We start from the raw sequence: 21,385 nt of genomic DNA, 5'->3' as shown, positions 1-21,385 counted from the left end.
CGAGTCAATGCGCCATCAGGAGGGGCACTGGGCAGGAGGAGATCACCTTGGCGGTGGCGCCGCCCAGCCCCAGGAAGGTCAGCATCTGTCCGCGGCCATAGGCCCCCATCACGAGAAGGTCCGCCGCCTTTTCCTGCGTGTAGCCGAGCAGGGCGCGGCCGCGCGCGCGAGCGGACACCGCGCCCGGGTCGATGGCGTCGACCGCCGCCTCGATGCCTTGCCGGCCGAGATTGCGCGCCAGATAGCGGGCGCCCACGTCGTCCGGCTTGCTGCCGATGACCAGCAGGGTGACCTTGGCGGCCTTGTAAAGGAACGGCAGGGCGTACCCGATGGCGCGGGCAGCCTGGAAGCTCGCGTTCCAGGCGACGACGATCGAGCCGAAAGCGCCGGCACCGGCGTCGGGCGGCGCCACCATCACGGCGCGGGCGCACTCGTATAAGGCGGCCTCGACGGTGGCCGGCGCGACGTTCTCGGGGTCGGTGCCGGGGCGGCCGATGACCACGATGTCCGAGCAGCGGCCCATCGCCACCATCGCGTCCAGTGTCCCGGTCTCGGCGGCGGTGAACGTGGCGCCCTTGATCGATGCCACCAGCTCCTTGTAGGCGCGCTCGCTTTCCTTGCTGCGTTGGGCCAAGCGCTCGTCGTCGAGATTCATCACGAGCGGCATGGCCTCGCCGCTCATCGCCAGGCCCGTGGCGCCGCCTGTCAGGCCGACCGGCAAGTGCAATGCATCGACGGCGCCGCCGAATATGCCGGCCACGCGGCTTGCCAGGCGAAAGGACATAGCGGCATCGGGACCGCCTTCGGACACGGCCAAAATCGACTTGATCAATGGACTCTCCCCCCAAAAGTCGCCGCGTGAGAGCGACGGCGCGATTAAGAGGCCGTCGCGGCCTCATGGCAAGTCTGTCGAGAGCGTGTCCCTCGAATGCAACCGGTGCGACAGGCGGACGTTATCGCCGCATCCACCGCAAAGGAGCCTGCCATGCTGCCGGTCGCTCGACGCTCATTGTTGCTGGGAGCCCTCGCCGTCTTTCCGGCCTTTCAGACGACCAGCGCCCTGGCGGCCGACCTGCTGCCGGACTCCCGGTTCGTGGGCTACGCCCAACAGTTGAACGACTTCGAGATCGGCGCCGGCAAGCTTGCCCTCGCGCGGTCGACCAACAGCAACGTCCGAGGCTTCGCCGACCGCATGATCGCCGATTACAGCGATGCCGCCTCGCGCCTGCGCAAGGCCAGGACGGAAGCCGGCGTTTCCTATGCCCCCGATCCCAATGCGGCGCCTCGCACGGCGGCCATTCTCCAGCGCCTGAACGGCCTGCAGGGCCGCGAGTTCGACGTCGCCTATGCCAATGCCCAGCTTGCGGTGCTGAGCGACGCCGAGCAGCAATATGCCGCGAACTCCAACAGCCAGGCGGGCAGCGGCAGCAGCGCCACCAGCGGCGCCATATCGGGATTTGCGCGAACCGAATTTCCCCGCGTCAAGACGCATCGCGAGATGGCGCAGGCGCTGGCGAGCGGCATGTGAGGCGGCAAGCGCCCGTCAGCAACTCTCAGGCGGTCCCCTTCACCCACAGTTCATAGCCGCGCTTGCGCAGGCGGCAGGCGGGGCACGCACCGCAGCCATGTCCCCAAGGGTGACGCGGTCCGCGCTCGCCAAGGTAGCAGGTGTGGGTGTGGGCGACGATCGTCTCGACCAGCGCCGGGCCTCCGAGCTGCTGGGCCAGCGCCCAGGTCGCCGCCTTGTCGAGCCACATCAGCGGGGTATGCAGGACGAAGTTCCTGTCCATGCCGAGATCGAGCGCGACTTGCAGCGCCTTCACCGTGTTGTCGCGGCAGTCGGGATAGCCGGAATAGTCGGTCTCGCACATGCCGCCGACCAGGTGGCGGATGTTGCGCCGCCAGGCGATGGCGGCAGCGAAGGTGAAGAAGAGCAGATTGCGGCCCGGCACGAAGGTGTTGGGGAGCCCGCTCTTCTCCATGGCGAAGGCAACGTCGCGCGTAAGCGAGGTCTCGCTGATCTGCCCGAGGACGGCCATGTCGACCAGGTGATCCTCGCCCAGCCGGCCGGTCCACCGCGGGAAGCGGTTACGGAACGCGTCCAGCACGACGAGCCGCTGATCGAGCTCGATCCGATGCCTCTGCCGGTAGTCGAAGGCGACCGTCTCGACATGCTGAAACCGTTCTAGCGCCCAGGCGAGGCAGGTCGTAGAATCCTGGCCGCCCGAGAAGAGCACCAGAGCTGAGCGGGAGTCCTCCATAAGGCGTTTATGACCCGCCGCTTCTCGCGGCGCCATAGCGTTCGCGTATTGCCCGTCACCCAATGGGAAAGGGGAATGCCATGTTCGTTTCCGACATCCTTGCCGAGAAAGGTCGTCACGTCTTCAGCGCCGCGCCGCAGGCGACAGTCGCCCAGGTCGCCGAGCAGCTCAGCACCCGCCGCGTCGGCTCGGTGCTGGTGCTCCAGGACAACGAGGTGATCGGCGTCGTCTCGGAGCGGGATCTGGTGCGCGCGATGGCCCAGCACGGTGCCGCGGCGCTGGACAAGGCGGCACGCGAGATCATGACCACCGACGTCGTGACCTGCGATCCCGACGACACGATCGAGCAGGTCATGGCCACCATGACGCGCGGCCGCTTCCGGCATCTGCCGGTGATGCGCCACGGCGAGCTGCTGGGTCTGGTCTCGATCGGCGACGTGGTGAAGGCGCGCCTGACCGAGACGCAGGTCGAGGCCGATGCGCTGAAGGCATACATCGTCGCCAGTTGAGCGAGGACGTTCATCGGCCTCATCCCGGGAGATGACGGTCCTTTCGCTCCTTGCCAATCCGATGGCGCCGGCTCTGCAACCACCCCGCACGGGGCGTGTTGAGTCGGCATGGACGGGCCGCCTTTCCTGACGCCAGACGATGCGGATGCGATGTGAAGAGCATCCGCCTCCTATGGTTGCTGCTGCGGGACACGATCGAGGGCTTCATTGCCGACGATGCGCTGAGCCGCGGCGCATCGATCGCCTATTTCACGCTGTTCTCCATTGCGCCGGTGCTACTGGTCGTCGTGGCGATCGCGGGTCTCGCGTTCGGCCGCGAAGCAGCGGAAGGCGCCATCGTCACCCAACTCAGCGGCCTGATGGGACATGGCGCGGCAGAAGCGCTGCAGGCCATGATCGAGAGCGCCGCCCGGCCGCGCGACGGCGTGATTGCCTCGATCGTGGGCGTCGCGGTGCTGATCGTCGCCACGACCGGCGTATTCGGTGAGGTCCAGGCGGCGATGAACCGCATCTGGAAGGCGACACCCGATCGCTCGGCGCTTTCGCGCCTGGTGCGTGCGCGCCTCGTCAGTCTCGGTCTGGTAGTGACGGCGGGCTTCCTGCTGATGGTCTCGCTCGCTGCCAGTGCGGCGTTGGCGAGCCTGTCGTCCTACCTCCGATCCGTCTTTCCCGTCGCCGAGCTTGCGCTCCAGGCGACAGACATCGTCATGTCCGCGCTGCTGATCGTCGGCCTCTTCGCGGCGATGTTCAAGGTGCTGCCGGATGTGGAGATTGCCTGGCGCGATGTCGGTATCGGTGCGCTCGCCTCGACGATCCTCTTCGAGGGCGGCAAATACGCCATCGCCTTCTATATCGGGCAGAGCAACGTGGCCTCGTCCTACGGCGCCGCGAGCGCCCTGATCATCCTTCTGGTCTGGATCTACTACTCGGCGCAGATCTTCCTGCTGGGCGCCGAGTTCACGCGCGTCTTCGCCCACCGTCACGGCAGCCACGCCTCTAACATGACGGCGACGGAGACAGAAAGCTGAAAATGCGAGCCTTGCAAGCGTAAGCATTGAAGGCCCGGCAGGGCTGTGACCTTTGCCGCCACTTTTGCGGATCACCCATGCATCCGCATTGATTTGACCCCGGCCAAGACTGGGCGATGCTCGCTCCCGCTTGGGGAGCTGGGGCATGCTTGGGGATGACGGGGATGCGGTGAACGCCGGGTTCATCGGCAGGATAGATGCGGTCGCCGATGGGCGCAGCGCCGAGACGGCCGCGGCGATAGCCGCCGATTATCATATGGTCGCGCAGGCCAAGCTGATCGCCGGCGTCTGGCAGTCGCCCTACGCCGAAGCCACGCGGCGGAAGTTGATCATGGCTCTGGATGGTCGCGTGCGTGACTATGGGCGGTGCCGCGACGCGTATCTTGTCTATCGCGATGCCGCCCGTTTTCTCGAGGCGCAGCCCTTCCCGGCGCCGAAGCCGGACCGTGAGTCGCGCTAGCCGAGGGCCGCACCGCAGGGACGCTGTCGCAAAGGCAAGGAACAACCGGCCGGCCTTTGCTACATTGGCCCGGACGGCCGTTTGCGCCAGCTCCATCGAAGGATAGCGACTATGGGAAACGAGATGCCGGCCCGGGAGGGAAACCTTGCCCTTCCCCTGCAAGGCAAAGTGGCCCTCGTGACGGGCGCCGGCAGGAACATCGGCCGGGCCATTGCGCTGGCGCTCGCTCGTGACGGCGCGACCGTCATGGTGAACGGGCGCAGCGACAGGCAGGCGGTCGACGCTGCGGTGGGCGAGATCGCGGCGGCCGGCGGAAAGGCGGTGGCGGCAATGGGCGACGTCGCCGATCCCGCCGTGCCGTCGCGGCTTGCCGCCGAGGCCGAGAAGCTGGGCGGCGTCGATATTCTCGTGAGCAACGCCGGGCTTCGCCGGCAGACGTCGTTCCTCGACATGTCGTTCGAGGAGTGGCGCGAGATCCTGTCGGTGGCCCTCGACGGGGCCTTCCTGCTGACCAAGGCCGTCGTTCCGCAGATGATCGCCAAGGGCCGGGGCGGCGCCATCGTGGCGCTGTCGGGAATTTCCACGCATGTCGGCACGCCCAACCGCTGCCACGTCTCGGCTTCCAAAGCCGGGCTCGAGGGGCTGATGCGCGCGCTCGCGGTCGAGCTCGCGCCGCATCGCATCACCTGCAACGCGCTCTCGCCCGGCGCCATCGACACAGTGCGCGGCGCGTCGGCCGGTCCGGCGCCGGTCAACCGCGTCAACCGGCCGATCCCGCTCAAGCGCTTCGGCACGGTGGAGGAGATTGCCGCGATGGTGCGCCTGCTGGTGGGACCGCAAGGGACCTTCGTTACCGGCCAGACCATTCATGTGAATGGCGGCGAGTTCCTGACGTGAGGAACCTGATCACGGACGTGTCCGGCGTGCGCGTCGGCAATGCGCACGATGCCCGCGCCGCGACCGGCGTCACGGTCGCCGTCTTCGACCAGAGCGTGACGGCGAGCGTCGCGACCCTGGGCGGCGCGCCGGGATCGCGGGCCGTGACGTTGCTCGAGCCCGAGATGACACGCGCCGTGATCGATGCCGTGGTGCTGTCCGGCGGCTCGCTCTACGGGCTCGACGCGGCGGGCGGCGTCTCGGCGGTGCTGTGCGCGGAAGGTCGCGGCGCCACCTTCGGCGGCATCACGCTGCCGGTGGCCGTGCAGGCCATCCTGTTCGACCTCATGAACGGCGGCGAGAAGGCCTGGCTGACGCAGCCGGTCAAGCGCCGGCCGCCGTACTGGGATCTCGGCCGGGACGCGGCGCTTGCGGCCGCCGTGGATTTCGCCCTCGGCACCGTCGGCGCGGGCTATGGCGGCACCACGGCGAACCTGAAGGGCGGCCTCGGCTCGGCCAGTCAGCGCACCAAGCAGGGCTTCATCGTGGGCGCACTGGCGGCTGTGAACGCCGTGGGCTCGGCCACGATCGGCGAGGGCCCACACTTCTGGGCGGCGCCCTACGAACAGGGCCGGGAATTCGGCGGCTATGGCTGGCCCGCGAAGCTGACCGAGCCCGATCTCGCGATACGCTTCAAGGGCCAGCCGGTTGGGGCGACGGCAACGACCATCGCCATGGTCGCGACCGATGCCAGCCTCACCAAGTCGGAGTGCAAGCGGCTGGCGGTCATGGCGAACGACGGGCTGGCCCGCGCTCTGCGACCGATCCATGCACCCAACGACGGCGATACGGTGTTCGCCGTCTCGACGGCGCGGGCCGATGCGGCGCTGGGTCCGGCCGGCGAGCCGCCGGCTTTGACGGAGATCGGCGCTGCCGCCGCCGACTGTCTGGCGCGCGCCGTGGCGCGCGGCGTCTACGAGGCGACCGCGCTGCCGTTCGAGAACGCCTTGCCCGATTTTCGGCGGCGCTTCGGCAAGACGGTGCGACGGAGCACCCCTCAATAGCCCAGATAGCTCCGGCGCAGGTCGGGGTGCAGAGCGAGGTCGGCGGCCCGGCCTGAGAGCACGATGCGGCCGTTTTCCAGGACATAGGCGCGGTGCGCGATGGCGAGCGACTGCACGACATTCTGCTCGACCAGCAGGATTGACAGGCCGTCGCCATGCAGCCGCCGGATCAGACCGAACATTTCCTCGACCAGGATCGGCGAGAGGCCGAGCGAAGGCTCGTCGAGGATCAGCAGCCTCGGCTCGCTCATCAGGCCGCGGCCGATCGCCAGCATCTGCTGCTCGCCGCCCGACAGCGTGCCGGCCGACTGCTTCAGGCGCTCGCCGAGCCGCGGGAAGATCGCGACGACGCGGTCGAGATTGCGCCGCCGTGCGCGCTTGCCGCGGCGGTAGCTGCCGAGCTCGAGATTGTCCTGCACCGAAAGGTTGGGGAACACGCGCCGGCCTTCGGGGACCTGGATCAGGCCGGCTTCGACGATGCCCATGGACGAGGTGCCTGCAATGCCGCGGCCGTCGAAGCGGATCGTGCCGCCGAACGGCCGGTAGAGGCCGCAGACAGTATTGTTCAGCGTCGACTTGCCGGCGCCGTTGCTGCCCAGCAGCGCCACGATCTCGCCGGCTTCGACGGCAAGATCGACGCCACGCAGGATCTCGACCGTGCCGTAGCCCGCACGCAGGCCGGCAATCTCAAGCACGCAGCACCTCGGCGGCGCCATGGCCGAGATAGGCCTCCACCACGGCGGGATTGCCGGCGATCTCTGCCGGCGTGCCCTCGGCGATCATGCGGCCCTGGTTCAGGACATAGACCCTGTCGGCCAGCGAGGTGACGGCCTGCATCACGTGCTCGATCAGCAGGATGGTGACACCGGAGGTCCGGATCGCTCGGATGACTTCCACGATCTCGGCGATCTCGGTCGGATTGAGGCCCGCCATGACCTCGTCGAGCAGCAAGAGGCGCGGGCCGGTGGCGAGGGCGCGCGCCAGCTCCAGCCGCTTGCGGCCGGCGACGGTGAGATCGGCGCCCAGCCGGTCGAGCTGGCCGGCCATGCCGACCTGCGTCGCGACGGCTTCGGCCCGGCGGCGCGCCTCGCCGCGGTCGGCGACACGCAGATAGGCCCCCACCATCAGGTTCTCGCGGACGCTGATCTTCGCGAAGGGCTGCGTGATCTGGAAAGTGCGGACCATGCCGGCGGCGCAGATGCGGTGCGGCGGCTCGCCGCCGATGTCGCGGCCGTCGAAGACGATGCGGCCGGCATCGGGATGGTGGAAGCCGGCCAGGGTGGCGAACAGCGTCGTCTTGCCGGCGCCATTGGGGCCGATCAGCGCCACGATCTCGCCCGGCTGCACGTCGAGCGAGGCGCCGTCGACCGCCCTCAAGCCGCCGAACGACTTGCTGATGCCGCTCGCCTCAAGCATTGCGGTGGATCCGCTGGTAAAGACGGGCAAGCCCGTCGGGCAGGCGGCCGACGATCAGGATCAGCATGACGCCGTAGACGACCAGGCTGAGAGGCTGGACGTTCTTCAGGGCGGGAAGGACGCTCGCCAGCGCGCGGGTCGCCTCGTTGATTCCGGTGAGCGCCAGCGCGCCCAGCAGCGGCCCGAAGATCGTGCCGGCGCCGCCCACCATCGTGACCAGCAGCATCTCGATCGACTTGTCGACGCCGAAGGCGATGTTGGGATCGATGTAGAGGTACTTCTGCGCATAGAACGTGCCGCCCGCGGCGGCGATGGCGCCGGAGAGCGTGAGCGCCTTCACCTTCTCGGCAAAGACGTCGATGCCGAGCGCGCGTGCCGCATCCTCGTTCTCGCGCACGGCAACCAGCCGGGCACCGAAACGCCCGCGCGTCAACCGCCAGGCGATCAGCAGCGAGACGATGCAGAGGGCAAGCGCGAGATAATAGAACCAGATCGGATCCCTGAACTGGAAGTTGGCTGCCCGCTGATCGGCCTTGATCAGCATGCCGAGGCCGGCATGGGTGAAGGAGACCGAATTGGCGAGGATGCGGAACGCCTCGGCGAAGGCGAGAGTGATCAGGGCGAAATACGAACCGCGCAACCCGGCACGAAAGGACAGAACCGCGATGATCCAGCCGACGATCGCCCCCGCCAGCATGGCGGCAGGCCAGGCGAGCCAGGCGTTCCAGCCGAAGGTGATCTGCAGGATGGTCGAGGTGTACGCGCCGGTGCCGAAGAACACGGCGTGACCGAACGAGGTCTGGCCGGCGAAGCCGCCGCTGATGTTCCAGGACTGGCCTATGAAGGCGAGGAAGAACACCAGCATGCCGATGTCGACGAGGTAGCCCGGCGCGACCAGCGGCAGGACGATCGCCGCCGCGAGCGCGAGAGCCGGCAAAAGATCCTGCCGCGTCATTGGCGGGCCCCGAACAGGCCGGAGGGCTTCAGCAGCAGGATCAGGATGAAGATGGCCGAGATGCCGATCTGGCCGAGCTGCTCGCCCAGCAGAAGGCCACCCAGCGATTCGACCACCCCGATGATCAGGCCGCCAATGGCTGCGCCGGCGAAGCTGCCCATGCCGCCCAGCACGACGATGGTGAAGGCGACCAGCACGAACGCATGGCCCGAGCTCGGCGTCACGTAGTAGGTCGGCATCAGAAGGCAGGCGGCGGCGCCAAGGCAGGCAATGCCGATGCCGTAGGAGAGGGCGAAGATATTGTCGACGTCGATGCCGACAAGCCGCGCCCCCTGCCGCTCGCGGGCAACCGCTCGGATTGCCTTGCCCGTGTCGCTCCTCGCCAGGAAAACGCCCAGCACCGCGCAGACCAGGAGGGCGGCGACGAAGGAGATGATCTTGGGCAAGGGCAGGAAGGCGTCGCCCAGCCGGACGAAGGCCGAAGCGTAGGGTGTCGTGACCGTCTGCGTGTCGCCGCCGAAGAGGAGAAGGGCGACATTGTCGACCACGATCGAGACGCCGAGCGTGATCAGAAGGATGTTCTCGTCGCGACCGTGGCTGAGGCGGCCGATCACCAGCCGGTAGAGGAGGTAGCCAAAGACGAAGGCGGCGCCGATCACGATCGGCAGGGCGGCATAGGGATCGAGCCCCGAGAGCCGCCACAGGAAGAAGACGGCATACATGGCGAGCATCAGGAGGCTGCCATGGGCGAAATTGATGATGTGCAGAACGCCGTAAATCAGCGTCAGCCCCACGGCCACCAGCACATAGATGCCGCCGGCGAGCAGCCCGTTCAGCACGCCGGCGAAGAGGATCCCCGGATCGAGCACGCCGTTCGGTGCACCGTCACGTGAACTTTGGCCGCGGAAACACCGCCTTGGCCGACGCGAATTCCGCCGGCGCGATCACCTCGATGTCGCCCTTCAGCGACTGTAGCGTCATCGCGCGGCCGCCCTGGTTCTGGCCGTTGACGAACCTGGTCGGGCCGTAGGGCATGAGCTCGGCCTTGAAGGTCGAGGCCGAGAGTGCCGCCAGCAGCTTCTCGTTGTCGGCGGAGCCTGCATGCTCGAGCGCGTCGGCCAGCAGCATCACCACCGAGTAGCTGAGATAGAGCTCATAGGTAAACAGCACCTTGGTCGCCTCGACGCGCTTCTTGAGCGCCTGCGCCTTTTCCGACTTCGGGTTGAACCAGTGATTGGTGTCCATCATGTACTGCGAGACGTCGGGCATCTCCTTGACGAACTTGTAGTTGAAGCCGCCGCCCAGGAACGAATAGAAGCCCGCGAGGTTGACCTTCTGCTGGAAGAGTGTGCGCGCGAGCAGGACGTATTCGTTCTGGTAGTTCGACATCATCACGAGATCGGGCGCGACCGAGCGGATGCGCAGCGCGATATTGTCGAAATTGCGCGTCGGATTGTCGTGCGAGATCACCTCTTTTACCTGGATGCCGATCGACGGCAGCTTGCCCGACAGAAGCTTGGCCGTGCCGGTGCCGAACTCGCCCGATTCGTGGACGATCACCGCGCTCTTGGCCACGTTGTTGGCGCCCTTGTTGAGGGTATCGAGCGCCGCCATGCCCTGGTCGACGCAGACGCCGAAGCCGGGCTTGAGACGGAAAACGTTCTTCAGCCCGCGCGTCACCAGCAGGTCCGATGCGCCGACATCGATCAGGAACGGCGTGTTGTACTTCGCCGCGGCCTGGCTGGCGGCGATGCCGACCGGGCTCTGGAAGCAGCCGATATAGGCGGCCACGCCCTGCTCGTGCATCTTCTCGACCTCGCTCACGCCGACCTCGACCTTGGACTGGCTGTCGCCCAGCAGCGCCTCGAGCTTGGCGCCGCCCATCGCCTTGACGCCGCCCGCCTTGTTCACGTCGTCGATCGCCATGGTGGCGCCGAGCCGGCTTTGCTGGCCGTTATAGGCGACGAAGCCTGTCACCGGGTGGATGAGCCCGACCTTGACCGGTGCCGGCTGTGCGCGAACGATTGCCGGGCTGGCGAGCGCGCCGGTGGCGAGCGCGGTGCCGCCGGCGAGAACCGCACGGCGGGAAATCGGAATAGAGCGTTGCTGGTCCATGGTGAAGTCCCCGTTCCTCTTGGCGTGTCAGTCCATCATCGTGTTCATGTAGTGGGCAGCGATCTCGCCGGGCGTCGCCTGCCAGACGTTGCCGAGGCGCTCGATGCGCCGGAGCGCCTCGTCGAGATACTTGATGCGATGCGCCATGCCCATCAACCAGGGGTGGATCGAGAGGTTGAAGACCTGCCCGCCCTCGCAGTGCAGCAGCTCGAAGGCATCGGCGACGATATCGGGATAGCGCGTGGTATTGATCCGACGCAGCCAGAGCTGCTGCACGTCGTCCCATTCCGGCTGGTTGGGCATCGAGACGAATTTCCGGCCGACCTTCATCGGATAGGGCTGGTCGTCGTTCGGCCAGTCGAGGACATAGTCGAAGCCTGCCTCCGCGAGCAGCCCGGGGGTGCGCTGGCTCTCGCCGTATTCCTGACCCAGCCAACCCTTCGGCGTCGCGCCGGCCGCCTTCTCGGTGGCGCTCCTCGCAGCGGCGATCTCGGCCTTCTCCTCGGCCTCGCTCATCTTCGACGAGATCAGGCGATTCGCCGAGACGCCATGGGCGATGAACTCGTAGTTGCGCTTCCTGAACTGGCCGATCAGGTAAGGATAGCGCTCGGCGGCCATCGCGTTCACGGCGACGCCGGCCCGGATCTGGTAGCGATCGAGCACGTCGAGCACGCGGAAGATGCCGGTGCGGTTGCCGTACTCGCGCTGCGTCCAGGTGCGGTAATCGGGATGGTAGTTGCCGAACTCGCCGACGAAGCGCGCGTCCTTCACGCTGCCGTCGGCGGGCAGCAGCTCGTAATACTCGAGATGAAGCACGACGCAGAAGGCGACGCGCGCCCGGCGCGGCCATTCGAGCGCCGGCCGGGTGGGAAACGGCGAGTAGTCGTACCAGGGATTGTCCATCCCGGGCGCGAGCGGCGGCGGGTTCTTGGGAACGGAGGGAGCGTTCACGTCACGCCTCCTTGCCAAGATGCTTCTGATAGGCCGCGAGCCCGTTCGCCGTATACCAGTCGAGGATCTCCTCAGCGGTGCAGATCCAGGCGTCCTTGTGCTGGCGGATGTAGGCGAGCGCGCGGTCGAGATGCTTGAGGCGGTGCGGCGCGCCCATCATGTAGGGATGGAGCGCGAGGCACATCACGCGGCCGTTCTCGCTGCCCTCGCGATAGACCGTGTCGAAATGGTCGACGATCATCTGCGCGAATTCCTCGGCCTCGACCGGCTGGCGGTAGATCATGGCGTCGTTGAGATCCATCGAATAGGGCACGTGGATCAGCGGTCCGTGCTTCGTCGCGATCGGCGTCGGCTGATCGTCGTGGTAGAAGTCGCAGAAATACTCGAGTCCCGCTTCCTTCACGAGGTCGGGCGTATTGAGCGTGTTCGAGACGGCGGGCGAGAACCAGCCGCGCAGCTTGCGGCCGGTGAGGCGCAGATGGGTCGCCTTGCTGTGCTCGATCACCTCGCGCTCCTCCTGCTCGGCATATCCCCAATGGTAGCGCGTGTTGAAGTAGCCGTGGCTCATGTACTCCCAGCGCCGCGCCTCCATCGCCTCGAGGATTTCCGGGTACATCTCGATCACCGACATGGAGAGCGAGACGGTGCAGCGGATGGCGTGCTTGTCCAGCACCTCGAACATGCGCCACAGGCCCACGCGGTTGCCGTAGTCGCGGCCGCCATAGCCCAGCACGTCGGGATGCGGCATGCGCGGCCAGGGGTTGCGGATGCGCACCTCGGCGGGAACGTATTCGTAGTGCTCGATGTTGGGACAGACCCAGACCGCGACGCGCGCTCCATCGGGCCAAGAGAGCTTCGGACGCTCGACGACGGGAGAATAGCTGAACCGATACGGATCCATCGATCCCTTCCTTGTGGACGCGGAGTGCATCACGGAGCCCGGACAGGTGCAATACTGCTATCGGTGCAAATCCGCGTCAGGCTTGCAGGACAGCGCTCGCCCGCCCATCCTCGCTCGCATGGCGGACCGGATACGCTTCAGGGTGAACGACGAGCCGGTCGAGCTGTCGGACATCTCGCCGATGACCACATTGCTCGACTGGCTGCGCGAACACCGCGGACTGAGGGGCACCAAGGAGGGCTGTGCCGAGGGCGACTGCGGCGCCTGCACGGTGGTGCTGGAGCGCGCGGACGGTCGGCATCAGCCGATCAATGCCTGCATCGCACTGATCGGACAGATCGACGGGCAGTCGCTGCGTACCGTTGAAGGGCTGCGCGGCCCGGATGGCGGCCCGCACGCGGTGCAGCGCGCCATCGCGGAGGCCGACGCCACGCAGTGCGGATTCTGTACGCCGGGCTTCGTGATGACGGCCTATGCTTTTGCCTCGGGCGGTGAAGCACCCGACCCCGACACCGTCCACGACGCGCTGGCGGGAAACCTCTGCCGTTGCACCGGCTATCGTCCGATCGTCGAGGCGATGAAGAGGGTGGCGAGCCTCGCGGCGGAACCCGCCGTGATGCCGCCATCACACGAAGGATCGGTGACCTTCGATAGCCGCTTCTTTGCGCCGCGCACGCTCGATGACCTGCTGCGCATGCGTGCGCACCATCCCGAGGCCCTTTTGCTGGCCGGGGGCACGGATCTCGGTCTGTTGGCCAGCCGCGGCCGCAAACCGCCCCGCGCACTGATCCATGTCGCGCATGTCCCGGAGCTGACCGCGATCGAGGAAGGCAAGGGCGAGATCGCGATCGGCGCCGCCGTTCCCTACGCGCGTGCGATGCCTGTCTTGGTCGCGGCGTTTCCGGCGTTGCGCACCTATCTCGCGCGTCTGGGCTCGCGGCAGATCCGCGCGCTCGGCACGATCGGCGGCAATCTCGGCACCGCCTCACCCATCGGCGACATGCCGCCGGTGCTGCTGGCGCTGGCAACGCGGCTCACGCTCGCCTCGACGCGCGGCGTGCGCGAACTGCCGCTCGACGATTTCTTTCTCGGCTATCGCAAGACGGCACTGGCATCCGACGAGGTGATCCAGAGCCTTGCTCTGCGGCGGCTGCGGCCGAGCGAGCATTTCTTCTGTGACAAGGTGAGCAAGCGGCGCGACCAGGATATTTCGACAGTCGCCGGCGCCTATTGGCTCCGGATCAGGGATGGCCGGATCGAGAACGCACGGCTTGCCTTCGGCGGCATGGCGGCCACACCAAGACGCGCGTTGCACGCCGAGGAAGCCTTGTTGAAGAACGGCTTCACCACCGCGGCCGCTGCCTTGTCTCTGGATTTCCAGCCGATCGACGACTGGCGCGGCACGGCGGCCTATCGCCTGCAGGTCGCCAAGAACCTCCTGCGCCGCCTGGAGATGCGGCTGGCCGAACCAGATCGCCCGGTGGAAGTGGAGGCGCTATGACCGTCCACCGACCTCACCGCCACGACAGCGCGCTCAAGCACACCAGCGGCCAGGCGCTTTACATCGACGACATGCCCGAACCGCCGGGCACGTTGCATGCGGCGCTGATCCTCAGTCCTGCCGCCTCGGGTCGTTTGCGCAAGCTCGACCTCTCGCCGGCCGCCGCCATGGCCGATGTCGTCGCCGTGCTGGGTGCAGCCGACATTCCCGGCCGCAACGACGTGGCGCCGGTCGGCCGGGACGAGCCGCTGTTTGCGGTCGATGACGTTTCCTATGTCGGCCAGCCGCTCGCGATGGTGGCGGCGCGGACCCTCGATGCGGCCCGACTCGCGGCCGAGCGGGCGGTGATCGATGTCGAGCGCACCGAGCCGATCCTCGACATCGAGACAGCGCTTGCCAGGGAGGCCTATGTCCAGGCGCCGTCGACCTTGCAGCGCGGCGATGTGGACGCAGCACTGGGATCGGCGCCTCATCGACTGAGCGCCGAGTTCCGTGTCGGCGGGCAGGAGCATTTCTATCTCGAGGGCCAGATCGCCCTTGCCCTGCCCGGCGAGGATGGCGACATCGTCGTGCATTCGTCGACCCAGCATCCCACTGAGGTCCAGCATGTCTGCGCGCACCTGCTGGGCTGCGACTACAACCGCATAACCGCGGTCGTACGGCGACTGGGTGGCGGCTTCGGTGGCAAGGAGAGCAACGCCTCCTGGGTTGCCGGCGCGGCGGCGCTTGCCGCATGGCGCACCGGCCGGCCGGTGAAGCTGCGCCTGCCGCGCGAGATCGACATGCTTGCGACCGGCAAGCGGCATCCCTTCCTCTGCCGCTACACCGTGGGTTTCGACGGCGAAGGCCGCGTTCTGGCCCTTGATGCGATGCTGGCGGCCGATGCCGGCTGGAGCCTCGATTTGACGCCGGGCGTCGTGGCCCGCGCGCTCACCCATGCCGACAACGCCTACTGGATCCCGCACTTCCGCGCGACTGGCTATGCCTGCCGCACCAACAAGCAGTCGAACACGGCGTTTCGCGGCTTCGGCGGCCCGCAGGGTGTGGTGGTGATGGAGGATGCGCTCGATCGCATCGCCCTTCATCTCGACCGCGATGCGCTCCAGGTGCGTGCGCTCAACTTCTACGGCGAGGGCAGGGACGAAACGCCTTACGGCCAGAAGGTCGAGCAGAACCACCTGCCGCGTGTCTGGGCCGAGGTTCGTCGCGAGGCGGAGGTCGACCGCCGCCGTGCCGAGATCGCGGCATTCAATCGTAGCAGCCCCATCCTGAAGCGCGGGCTCGGCCTGTTCCCGCTGAAGTTCGGCATCTCCTTCAATATGCCGCACATGAACCAGGCCGGCGCGCTGGTCCACGTTTACACCGACGGCTCGATCCGGCTGAACCACGGCGGGACGGAGATGGGGCAGGGGCTGTTCGTCAAGGTGGCGCAGGTCGTGGCCGAGGTCTTCAAGGTCGAGCTCGACCGCATCCGGCCCTCCGCCACCTCGACCGCCGAGGTGCCCAACACCTCGCCCACCGCCGCTTCGACCGGTTCCGACCTGAACGGCTGGGCGGCCTACGAGGCGGCGAATACCATCAAGCAGCGCATGATCGCCTTCGCTGCCGCGCATTTCGGCGCGGCGCTCGACGACATCGAGTTGGCCGACGGCAACGTGCGCATCGCCAGGCCCGGCAGCAACCAGGTGCTGAGCTTCGGCGAGCTGGCACGGCTTTGCCATCTCGGCCGCGTTTCTCTTTCTTCGACGGGCTACTACCGGACACCCAAGATCCACTGGGATCCCGTGGCGATGCGCGGCCGGCCGTTCTTCTACTATTCCTTCGGCGCCACCGCGGCGGAAGTCGCGATCGATACGCTGACCGGCGAAAGCCGGGTCCTGCGCGTCGACCTCGTGCAGGATTGCGGCGCCTCGCTCAATCCGGCGATCGATCTCGGCCAGATCGAGGGCGCCTTCGTGCAGGGGCAGGGTTGGTTCACCTGCGAGGAACTGTGGTGGGACGGCGAGGGCCGGCTGCGCACAGTCGGACCCTCCACCTACAAGATTCCCGGCAGCCGCGACGTGCCTCCGGTCTTCACCGTCAAAATGCTCGACGACGCACCGGCGGCCGAGGCCACCGTCTTCCGCTCCAAGGCCGTCGGCGAGCCGCCGCTGATGCTGGCGACGGCGGTTTGGAACGCGCTCAAGGACGCGATTGCTGCGACGGGCGACGGCAAGACCGCAGTGCGATTGGATGCGCCGGCGACGCCCGAGCGTGTCCTGTCGGCAATCGCTAAGCTCAAGACCTGAGCGGAGGAGAACGATGGACGTACGCATGGACGGCCGGGTGGCCGTGATCACGGGCGCCAGCACGGGACTCGGTCTTGCGATGGCCAAGGAATTCGCGGCCTCGGGCGGCTCGGTGGCGATGCTGGCGCGCAAGGCCGACGTGCTGGCGACCGCCAAGGCCGAGGTGCAGAAGGCGGCCGGCAAGACCAACGGCAAGATCGAGACCTATTCCTGCGACGTCGCCAAGGCGGAGCCGATCGCGGAAACATGGAAGAAGATCGTTGCCGACCTCGGCAAGGTCGACATCGTCGTGAACAATGCCGGCATAAGCCACGCCAAGCCGTTCGACACGGTAACGGACGCCGATTGGCAAGGCGATCTCGACCTCAAGCTCTTTGCCGCGATCCGCACCATTCGTCTCGCCCTGCCCGGCATGCGCGAGCGCAAATGGGGACGCATCCTGAACGTGCTCAATATCGGCGCCAAGGCGCCCAACGCCAATTCGACCCCGACCAGCGTCAGCCGCGCCGCCGGGCTCGCGCTCACCAAGGCGCTGTCGCAGGAGAACGCCAAGCACAACGTCCTCGTCAATGCCATGCTGGTCGGCCTGATCGACAGCGACCAGTGGGTGCGGCGCCACAAGACGGCCGCCGGCGAGGGCAAGAGCTACGAGCAGTTCCTCGACGGTATGGCCAAAGGCCGCATTCCGCTCGGCCGCATGGGCAGAGCCGAGGAGTTCGCGCGGCTTGCCTGCTTCCTCTGCTCCGATGCCGGGTCCTACGTGACGGGCGTCGCCATCAACGTCGATGGCGGCATGAGCCCGGTGGTGTAGGAACCCAGCCGGTCATCCTGCCGGCGTCACGCCGAGCGCTTGCCGAAGCTCCTCGAGGTCGCGCTCGACCCAGTCCCACACCCGCCACTCGGGACCGAAGATGTCGGTCCGGATATCGCGCCCACGCGCCCAGGCGTGCCAGAACTCGTCCGGATCGAGGCCGCCGGATGTCGACTTGGCGACATCGTTGATCTTGATGTCAAGGTGCCAGCTGAAGATGACGGGCAGGATGTGGCCGGCCATCGGATTCACCGGGTGCATGGCCGCGGTGAAGGTCGAGACCAGGATCTCGCCGCGGGCGCTCGTGTCGTATCCGGAGATGACGTGTGTCGAGTCGTGTGGCGTCCCGAAACGTTCGTTGAGCGCCGACGGATGGCCGGGGAAGGCGTAGCCGTTGGTCTTGTAGAAAGCCCAGAGCGTCTTGCCGAAGGTGCCGTCTGCGAGCCGCCCCAGCGCCTCGTAGCGCGCCGCGAGCGCCGGATCTGCCTTGTCTCCCGTGTAGGGCAGGAACCAGGGCATCGGATCTTTGTCGCCCCAGGGCTTTCCGGTGATGCTTTCCATGTTCTGCCGCGTCATGTCGGCGAGCGACCAGGCGACATGGCCGGAGGCGGCTTCGACGATCTCCGTGAGATAGCTTTCCTCGACATCGAGGGCGCGCGAATAGTCGAGGAGCCGCGCGACCTTCTTCTTGTCGAGAACGCCGTCGATAACGGTCATGACGGCAAGATACTTCACGGCCTCCTTCCTGAGGTCGGACGTCCCGAGCCCGGCCGCAAGGTCGGCCGGATCGATCGCCGGCAGGGTGTCGCAGTCGATCGACGCGGTCCGGCGCAGCAGGTAGCGGCCGGCGGCGGAAATGCTGGTGCGATCGGCGGCCGTCAGAATGCCATCCGCCAGCGCGACCTGCCGCATCGCGGCCAGGATGGCGTCGCTTTCGCGCTGATCGATATGACGCATCCGCGTATCTCCATGCCCGACATTGGCCGGAAATCACTATAGGATCGAAGTGATCTGGGCCCAACGGGTCGCTCCGCGACGGGTGGAGGAGACGGATGCGGGACGCAACGACGGAGATCGAGACGACGGTCGCGCATTGGCTCGTGCAGTTCGAGCGTGCTCTGTCGGACGGCGGCGAGGCGGCGATCGCGGCCTTGTTCCACGCCGACAGCCACTGGCGCGATGTCCTGGCCTTGAGCTGGCGGATCGAGACCGTGAGCGGCCGCAACGTACTGGCGCGTGCGCTGGCCGCTGGCGCGGACCGGACGCGGCCGACCGGCTTCGTCGTCGACCCCGACCGCACGCCGCCGCGTCGCGTCACGCGCGCCGGCACCGAGGCGGTCGAGGCGATCTTCAAGTTCGAGACGGCGGAAGGGCGCGGCAGCGGCGTCGTGAGGCTCACGCCCGAGGCCGGCGGCGGACTGAAGGGCTGGACCCTGCTCACGGCCTTGGAGGCGCTGAAGGGTCACGAGGAGCAGGTCGGCAAGGCGCGGCCGCACGGCGAGGCCTATTCGCGCGACTTTCGCGGCCCCAACTGGCTCGACCTCCGCAAGCAAGCCGCCGCCTATGTCGACCGCGATCCCGCGGTGCTGGTGGTCGGCGGCGGCCAGGCCGGCCTGTCGATCGCCGCGCGCCTCGCTCAGCTCCAGGTGGACACGCTGATCGTCGATCGTTGGCCGCGCATCGGCGACAACTGGCGCAAGCGCTACCACGCGCTCACGCTGCACAATCAGGTCCAGGTCAATCACCTGCCCTACATGCCGTTCCCGCCCGGCTGGCCGACCTATATTCCCAAGGACAAGCTCGCCGGCTGGTTCGAGGCCTATGTCGAGAGCCTCGAGCTCAACTACTGGGCGGGCACCGAGTTCGAGGGGGGCCGATATGACGAGCGCGAAGGGCGATGGACCGTCACGCTGCGCCGGGCCGACGGCACGCGGCGCGAGATGCATCCGCGGCATGTCGTCATGGCGACCGGCGTGAGCGGCATCCCGAACGTTCCCGACATGCCGACCCTGCGGAACTTCCGCGGCGAGGTCCTGCATTCGAGCCAGTACGACGACGGCGAGGCGTGGAAAGGCAAGAGGGCGATCGTTGTCGGCACCGGCAACAGCGGCCACGACATCGCGCAGGATCTCTGTTCGAGCGGGGCCGAGGTGACGCTGGTGCAGCGCAGCCCGACCCTGATCGTCAATGTCGAGCCGAGTGCCCAGCTTCCGTATGCGCTCTATGACGAGGGACCATCGCTCGAGGACTGCGACCTGATCACCGTGGCCACGCCGCTGGCGCTGGGCAGGAAGAGCCACAAGCTCTTTACCGAGCGGGCTAAGGACATGGACAAGGCGCTCCTCGACGGGCTGGAGCGTATCGGCTTCCGGCTCGACTTCGGCGAGGACGGAACGGGCTGGCAGTTCAAGTATCTGACACGCGGCGGCGGCTACTATTTCAATGTCGGCTGCTCCGATCTCCTGGTCGAAGGCAGGATACGGCTGATCCAGAACTCGGATATCGACGCCTTCGTGCCCCAAGGGGCGCGGCTGCGCTCCGGCGAAACGCTCGCGGCCGATCTGCTCGTGCTGGCGACCGGCTACAAGGGCCAGGAAGTCCTGGTGCGCAAGCTGTTCGGCGACGAAGTGGCCCGCCGCGTCGGGCCCATCTGGGGCTTCGGCGATGGGCAGGAGCTGCGCAACATGTTTGCGCGCACACCGCAACCAGGCCTGTGGTTCATCGCCGGCAGCCTCGCCCAGTGCCGCATCTACTCCAAGTATCTCGCGCTGCAGATCAAGGCCTGCGAGCTGGGCTGGTTGCCTCGGGCCGACGCTGCCTCCGACGTTCTGGCAAAGCGACGCGAGAGGCGCAGTGGGCGTGCTGATTCTCCGGAGGTCGCAACCCAGTCGTAGTGACCGACGTAAAGTCTCCATCGACGGGTTGACCTGATAGGAGGTCGCCCTACAGTGGCGCCAGCGGAACGGCCGACGAGACGATCGACCTTACTTCACGACCACCACTTTCACGTGGGAGGCCGCCGCGCAATCCGACACGCGAACGGAAACTCCAACCGGAAGGAATGTGCGATGAAGCTCAATGCCGCACAGATCGAGCGGACGCTTAATCAACTCGACGCCCAGGCCATCCCGGCGGAACATCCGGCGATATCGAAGCTCGAACGGCTGTTCGGCGACCACACCTACTTTCTCGACAATAGCGGTCTCTGCATCGTCGAGCCCGTCGAGTCGGAGCAGACCGACGGACGGTTGGGGGTGATCGTGAACCTCGCCAGCTGGGCCGATGAAAGTGCCGGCAGCCTGCAACCGCACGAGCCCGAGCCGACGGAGCTCGTGGTCGATCTCGAGACCGACCTCCGTCATTGAGGGTCTTTCGGTCGGAGCGAATCCACGGGGATTCGCTCCGACCGGCCGTGCCGAACGGCTGACTGCACGGGATCTCCGTGCAGGGCGGGCTGAATTGCGTCCACCAGCTACGACATCGAGCAAGGAGACACACATGCGATCCACGATTGGATTTTGCGCTGCCCTGACATGTCTTGTCGCCGGCTTCTGGTTTGTGCCGGCAGCCCACGCGCAGGACCGGGCCGCGCCGCCTTCGGCGACGACGCCCGGGCCGACAGCGGCGCCTGCGAACATTTCCGACAAGAAGATCGACGCCACGGCCGCCGCCGTCAAACGCGTTGCGGCCGTGAGCCAGAGCTACCGGGACAAGATCGCCAAGGCGCCGGCCGGCGACAAGCAGCGTCTCGTCGACGAGGCCAACACGGCGATGAAGAAGGCCGTCACGGACCAAGGTCTTTCGGTCGAGGAATACACGACCATCGTGGACGTGGCCCAGAAGGATCCGGTCGTGCGCGACAAGCTGCTGAGACGGCTGCAGTAAGGCGGCCGGCGGGAGGCCGGCCGGTCAGTGCTGGCCTTGCAGCCGCTGCGAGACGTAACGGCAGGCGCCGTAGTTGCCTGACCAGTCGGCAGCGATGACACGCTGATCGTCGCCGACGCGCACGCGCAGGGCGCAGTTCAACGCGCTGCCGGTGAGGGAGTCGCCTGTCGACCAGACCCACAGCGGGCCGTCCGCGTCGGGGGCCGTGCTGCTGGCCGGCCCGAGTCGTGCGACCAGCTCGTTCACCGGCTCGTTCTTGTACCGCTCCATGCCTGCCTGCAGCTCATCGGAGGAAGCGCAGGCGCTGGTCGAAACCGCAAGCGCCGCCAGCAGCAGAAACCTCGGATGCATCGTCTTCACCACC

At 67.1% G+C, this 21,385-nt stretch carries 23 protein-coding genes; 12 read left to right on the top strand and 11 right to left on the bottom strand.

Annotation, left to right across the window (positions count from 1 at the left end):
• Positions 1-4 precede the first annotated feature (4 nt).
• Entirely contained in the window at positions 5-832 is an 828-nt protein-coding gene (locus OJF58_RS08060) for a universal stress protein (RefSeq protein WP_300783365.1), read from the bottom strand.
• A 153-nt stretch (positions 833-985) separates the two neighbouring features.
• Between OJF58_RS08060 and OJF58_RS08055 the strand changes: the two genes are divergently transcribed.
• Positions 986-1,528 carry a DUF4142 domain-containing protein gene (locus tag OJF58_RS08055; protein ID WP_300783364.1) on the top strand — a complete coding sequence of 181 codons (543 nt, stop codon included), beginning with the start codon at positions 986-988 and terminating at the stop codon, positions 1,526-1,528.
• A 25-nt stretch (positions 1,529-1,553) separates the two neighbouring features.
• Here the strand turns inward: OJF58_RS08055 and queC are convergent, their stop codons facing one another.
• Positions 1,554-2,261, bottom strand: coding sequence for a 7-cyano-7-deazaguanine synthase QueC (queC, locus tag OJF58_RS08050; protein WP_300783362.1), 708 nt, complete (start codon positions 2,259-2,261; stop codon positions 1,554-1,556).
• Positions 2,262-2,341: 80 nt separating this feature from the next.
• Here queC and OJF58_RS08045 point away from each other — a divergent pair, with 80 nt between their 5' ends.
• The 5 genes from OJF58_RS08045 to OJF58_RS08025 all read left to right on the top strand — a co-directional run bounded on the left by OJF58_RS08045 (position 2,342) and on the right by OJF58_RS08025 (position 6,198).
• Positions 2,342-2,770 carry a CBS domain-containing protein gene (locus OJF58_RS08045; RefSeq protein ID WP_300783360.1) on the top strand — a complete coding sequence of 143 codons (429 nt, stop codon included), beginning with the start codon at positions 2,342-2,344 and terminating at the stop codon, positions 2,768-2,770.
• Positions 2,771-2,922: 152 nt separating this feature from the next.
• Positions 2,923-3,798: a YihY/virulence factor BrkB family protein gene (locus OJF58_RS08040; RefSeq protein ID WP_300783359.1), complete on the top strand. Its 876-nt coding sequence runs from the start codon at positions 2,923-2,925 to the stop codon at positions 3,796-3,798.
• A gap of 145 nt (positions 3,799-3,943) precedes the next feature.
• Positions 3,944-4,258 (top strand): hypothetical protein, encoded by a 315-nt coding sequence (locus OJF58_RS08035; protein ID WP_300783357.1) that lies wholly within the window; start codon positions 3,944-3,946, stop codon positions 4,256-4,258.
• A 111-nt stretch (positions 4,259-4,369) separates the two neighbouring features.
• Complete coding sequence (locus OJF58_RS08030) at positions 4,370-5,155, top strand: SDR family NAD(P)-dependent oxidoreductase (protein WP_300783355.1); 786 nt, start codon at positions 4,370-4,372, stop codon at positions 5,153-5,155.
• The gene (locus OJF58_RS08025) at positions 5,152-6,198 is read left to right on the top strand and encodes a P1 family peptidase (protein WP_300783353.1); all 1,047 of its coding nucleotides are present in this window, start codon (positions 5,152-5,154) and stop codon (positions 6,196-6,198) included. The genes OJF58_RS08030 and OJF58_RS08025 overlap by 4 nt, the downstream gene beginning before the upstream one ends.
• Here the strand turns inward: OJF58_RS08025 and OJF58_RS08020 are convergent.
• Genes OJF58_RS08020 through OJF58_RS07990 form a run of 7 tightly spaced genes read right to left on the bottom strand, consistent with a single transcriptional unit; the run spans position 6,192 to position 12,536 of the window.
• Positions 6,192-6,893, bottom strand: a complete 702-nt coding sequence (locus OJF58_RS08020; RefSeq protein ID WP_300783351.1) for an ABC transporter ATP-binding protein — start codon at positions 6,891-6,893, stop codon at positions 6,192-6,194. The two genes, OJF58_RS08025 and OJF58_RS08020, sit on opposite strands and share 7 nt — an antisense overlap.
• A complete protein-coding gene (locus tag OJF58_RS08015; protein WP_300783350.1) occupies positions 6,886-7,614 on the bottom strand; it encodes an ABC transporter ATP-binding protein in 729 nt (242 codons plus the stop codon). Before OJF58_RS08015 ends, OJF58_RS08020 begins: the two co-directional genes overlap by 8 nt.
• The gene (locus tag OJF58_RS08010) at positions 7,607-8,569 is read right to left on the bottom strand and encodes a branched-chain amino acid ABC transporter permease (protein ID WP_300783349.1); all 963 of its coding nucleotides are present in this window, start codon (positions 8,567-8,569) and stop codon (positions 7,607-7,609) included. The genes OJF58_RS08015 and OJF58_RS08010 overlap by 8 nt, the downstream gene beginning before the upstream one ends.
• Positions 8,566-9,438 (bottom strand): branched-chain amino acid ABC transporter permease, encoded by an 873-nt coding sequence (locus tag OJF58_RS08005; protein ID WP_300783348.1) that lies wholly within the window; start codon positions 9,436-9,438, stop codon positions 8,566-8,568. Before OJF58_RS08005 ends, OJF58_RS08010 begins: the two co-directional genes overlap by 4 nt.
• A 16-nt stretch (positions 9,439-9,454) precedes the next feature.
• Positions 9,455-10,684 (bottom strand): ABC transporter substrate-binding protein, encoded by a 1,230-nt coding sequence (locus OJF58_RS08000; protein WP_300783347.1) that lies wholly within the window; start codon positions 10,682-10,684, stop codon positions 9,455-9,457.
• A 27-nt stretch (positions 10,685-10,711) separates the two neighbouring features.
• Positions 10,712-11,635, bottom strand: coding sequence for a polysaccharide deacetylase family protein (locus tag OJF58_RS07995; RefSeq protein ID WP_300783346.1), 924 nt, complete (start codon positions 11,633-11,635; stop codon positions 10,712-10,714).
• Between the two features lies 1 nt (position 11,636).
• Positions 11,637-12,536, bottom strand: a complete 900-nt coding sequence (locus OJF58_RS07990) for a polysaccharide deacetylase family protein (RefSeq protein ID WP_300783345.1) — start codon at positions 12,534-12,536, stop codon at positions 11,637-11,639.
• A 142-nt stretch (positions 12,537-12,678) separates the two neighbouring features.
• On the opposite strand from OJF58_RS07990, the gene xdhA reads away from it, so the two are divergent.
• The 3 genes from xdhA to OJF58_RS07975 are packed head-to-tail and all read left to right on the top strand — an operon-like array spanning position 12,679 to position 17,136.
• Complete coding sequence (gene xdhA / locus OJF58_RS07985; RefSeq protein ID WP_300783344.1) at positions 12,679-14,037, top strand: xanthine dehydrogenase small subunit; 1,359 nt, start codon at positions 12,679-12,681, stop codon at positions 14,035-14,037.
• Entirely contained in the window at positions 14,034-16,325 is a 2,292-nt protein-coding gene (gene xdhB, locus OJF58_RS07980) for a xanthine dehydrogenase molybdopterin binding subunit (RefSeq protein WP_300783343.1), read from the top strand. Before xdhA ends, xdhB begins: the two co-directional genes overlap by 4 nt.
• 13 nt (positions 16,326-16,338) lie before the next feature.
• Positions 16,339-17,136, top strand: coding sequence for an SDR family oxidoreductase (locus OJF58_RS07975; protein WP_300783342.1), 798 nt, complete (start codon positions 16,339-16,341; stop codon positions 17,134-17,136).
• A gap of 12 nt (positions 17,137-17,148) precedes the next feature.
• On the opposite strand, the gene OJF58_RS07970 is transcribed toward OJF58_RS07975, so the two are convergent.
• Positions 17,149-18,093 carry a hypothetical protein gene (locus tag OJF58_RS07970; RefSeq protein WP_300783341.1) on the bottom strand — a complete coding sequence of 315 codons (945 nt, stop codon included), beginning with the start codon at positions 18,091-18,093 and terminating at the stop codon, positions 17,149-17,151.
• A 95-nt stretch (positions 18,094-18,188) separates the two neighbouring features.
• Between OJF58_RS07970 and OJF58_RS07965 the strand changes: the two genes are divergently transcribed.
• The 3 genes from OJF58_RS07965 to OJF58_RS07955 all read left to right on the top strand — a co-directional run bounded on the left by OJF58_RS07965 (position 18,189) and on the right by OJF58_RS07955 (position 21,021).
• Complete coding sequence (locus OJF58_RS07965; protein ID WP_300783340.1) at positions 18,189-20,030, top strand: NAD(P)/FAD-dependent oxidoreductase; 1,842 nt, start codon at positions 18,189-18,191, stop codon at positions 20,028-20,030.
• A gap of 174 nt (positions 20,031-20,204) precedes the next feature.
• Positions 20,205-20,501 carry a hypothetical protein gene (locus OJF58_RS07960; protein ID WP_300783339.1) on the top strand — a complete coding sequence of 99 codons (297 nt, stop codon included), beginning with the start codon at positions 20,205-20,207 and terminating at the stop codon, positions 20,499-20,501.
• Between the two features lie 133 nt (positions 20,502-20,634).
• Positions 20,635-21,021: a DUF4168 domain-containing protein gene (locus OJF58_RS07955; RefSeq protein WP_300783337.1), complete on the top strand. Its 387-nt coding sequence runs from the start codon at positions 20,635-20,637 to the stop codon at positions 21,019-21,021.
• A 24-nt stretch (positions 21,022-21,045) separates the two neighbouring features.
• On the opposite strand, the gene OJF58_RS07950 is transcribed toward OJF58_RS07955, so the two are convergent.
• Positions 21,046-21,372, bottom strand: coding sequence for a hypothetical protein (locus OJF58_RS07950; RefSeq protein ID WP_300783336.1), 327 nt, complete (start codon positions 21,370-21,372; stop codon positions 21,046-21,048).
• Positions 21,373-21,385 lie beyond the last annotated feature (13 nt).

The sequence above is a fragment of the Enhydrobacter sp. genome (assembly GCF_030246845.1).
Classification (GTDB): Bacteria; Pseudomonadota; Alphaproteobacteria; order Reyranellales; family Reyranellaceae; genus Reyranella.
The sequence above is the reverse complement of the archived record's forward strand: the minus strand, read 5'-3'. Positions and strand labels throughout refer to the sequence as shown.

Coding starts and splice junctions, on each gene's coding strand:
- OJF58_RS08055 (WP_300783364.1), top strand. CDS start 986: ATGCTGCCGGTCGCTCGACGCTCATTGTTGCTGGGAGCCCTCGCCGTC.
- queC (WP_300783362.1), bottom strand. CDS start 2,261: ATGGAGGACTCCCGCTCAGCTCTGGTGCTCTTCTCGGGCGGCCAGGAT.
- OJF58_RS08045 (WP_300783360.1), top strand. CDS start 2,342: ATGTTCGTTTCCGACATCCTTGCCGAGAAAGGTCGTCACGTCTTCAGC.
- OJF58_RS08035 (WP_300783357.1), top strand. CDS start 3,944: ATGCTTGGGGATGACGGGGATGCGGTGAACGCCGGGTTCATCGGCAGG.
- OJF58_RS08030 (WP_300783355.1), top strand. CDS start 4,370: ATGGGAAACGAGATGCCGGCCCGGGAGGGAAACCTTGCCCTTCCCCTG.
- OJF58_RS08015 (WP_300783350.1), bottom strand. CDS start 7,614: ATGCTTGAGGCGAGCGGCATCAGCAAGTCGTTCGGCGGCTTGAGGGCG.
- OJF58_RS08010 (WP_300783349.1), bottom strand. CDS start 8,569: ATGACGCGGCAGGATCTTTTGCCGGCTCTCGCGCTCGCGGCGGCGATC.
- OJF58_RS08000 (WP_300783347.1), bottom strand. CDS start 10,684: ATGGACCAGCAACGCTCTATTCCGATTTCCCGCCGTGCGGTTCTCGCC.
- OJF58_RS07990 (WP_300783345.1), bottom strand. CDS start 12,536: ATGGATCCGTATCGGTTCAGCTATTCTCCCGTCGTCGAGCGTCCGAAG.
- xdhB (WP_300783343.1), top strand. CDS start 14,034: ATGACCGTCCACCGACCTCACCGCCACGACAGCGCGCTCAAGCACACC.
- OJF58_RS07975 (WP_300783342.1), top strand. CDS start 16,339: ATGGACGTACGCATGGACGGCCGGGTGGCCGTGATCACGGGCGCCAGC.
- OJF58_RS07970 (WP_300783341.1), bottom strand. CDS start 18,093: ATGCGTCATATCGATCAGCGCGAAAGCGACGCCATCCTGGCCGCGATG.
- OJF58_RS07965 (WP_300783340.1), top strand. CDS start 18,189: ATGCGGGACGCAACGACGGAGATCGAGACGACGGTCGCGCATTGGCTC.
- OJF58_RS07960 (WP_300783339.1), top strand. CDS start 20,205: ATGAAGCTCAATGCCGCACAGATCGAGCGGACGCTTAATCAACTCGAC.
- OJF58_RS07955 (WP_300783337.1), top strand. CDS start 20,635: ATGCGATCCACGATTGGATTTTGCGCTGCCCTGACATGTCTTGTCGCC.
- OJF58_RS07950 (WP_300783336.1), bottom strand. CDS start 21,372: ATGCATCCGAGGTTTCTGCTGCTGGCGGCGCTTGCGGTTTCGACCAGC.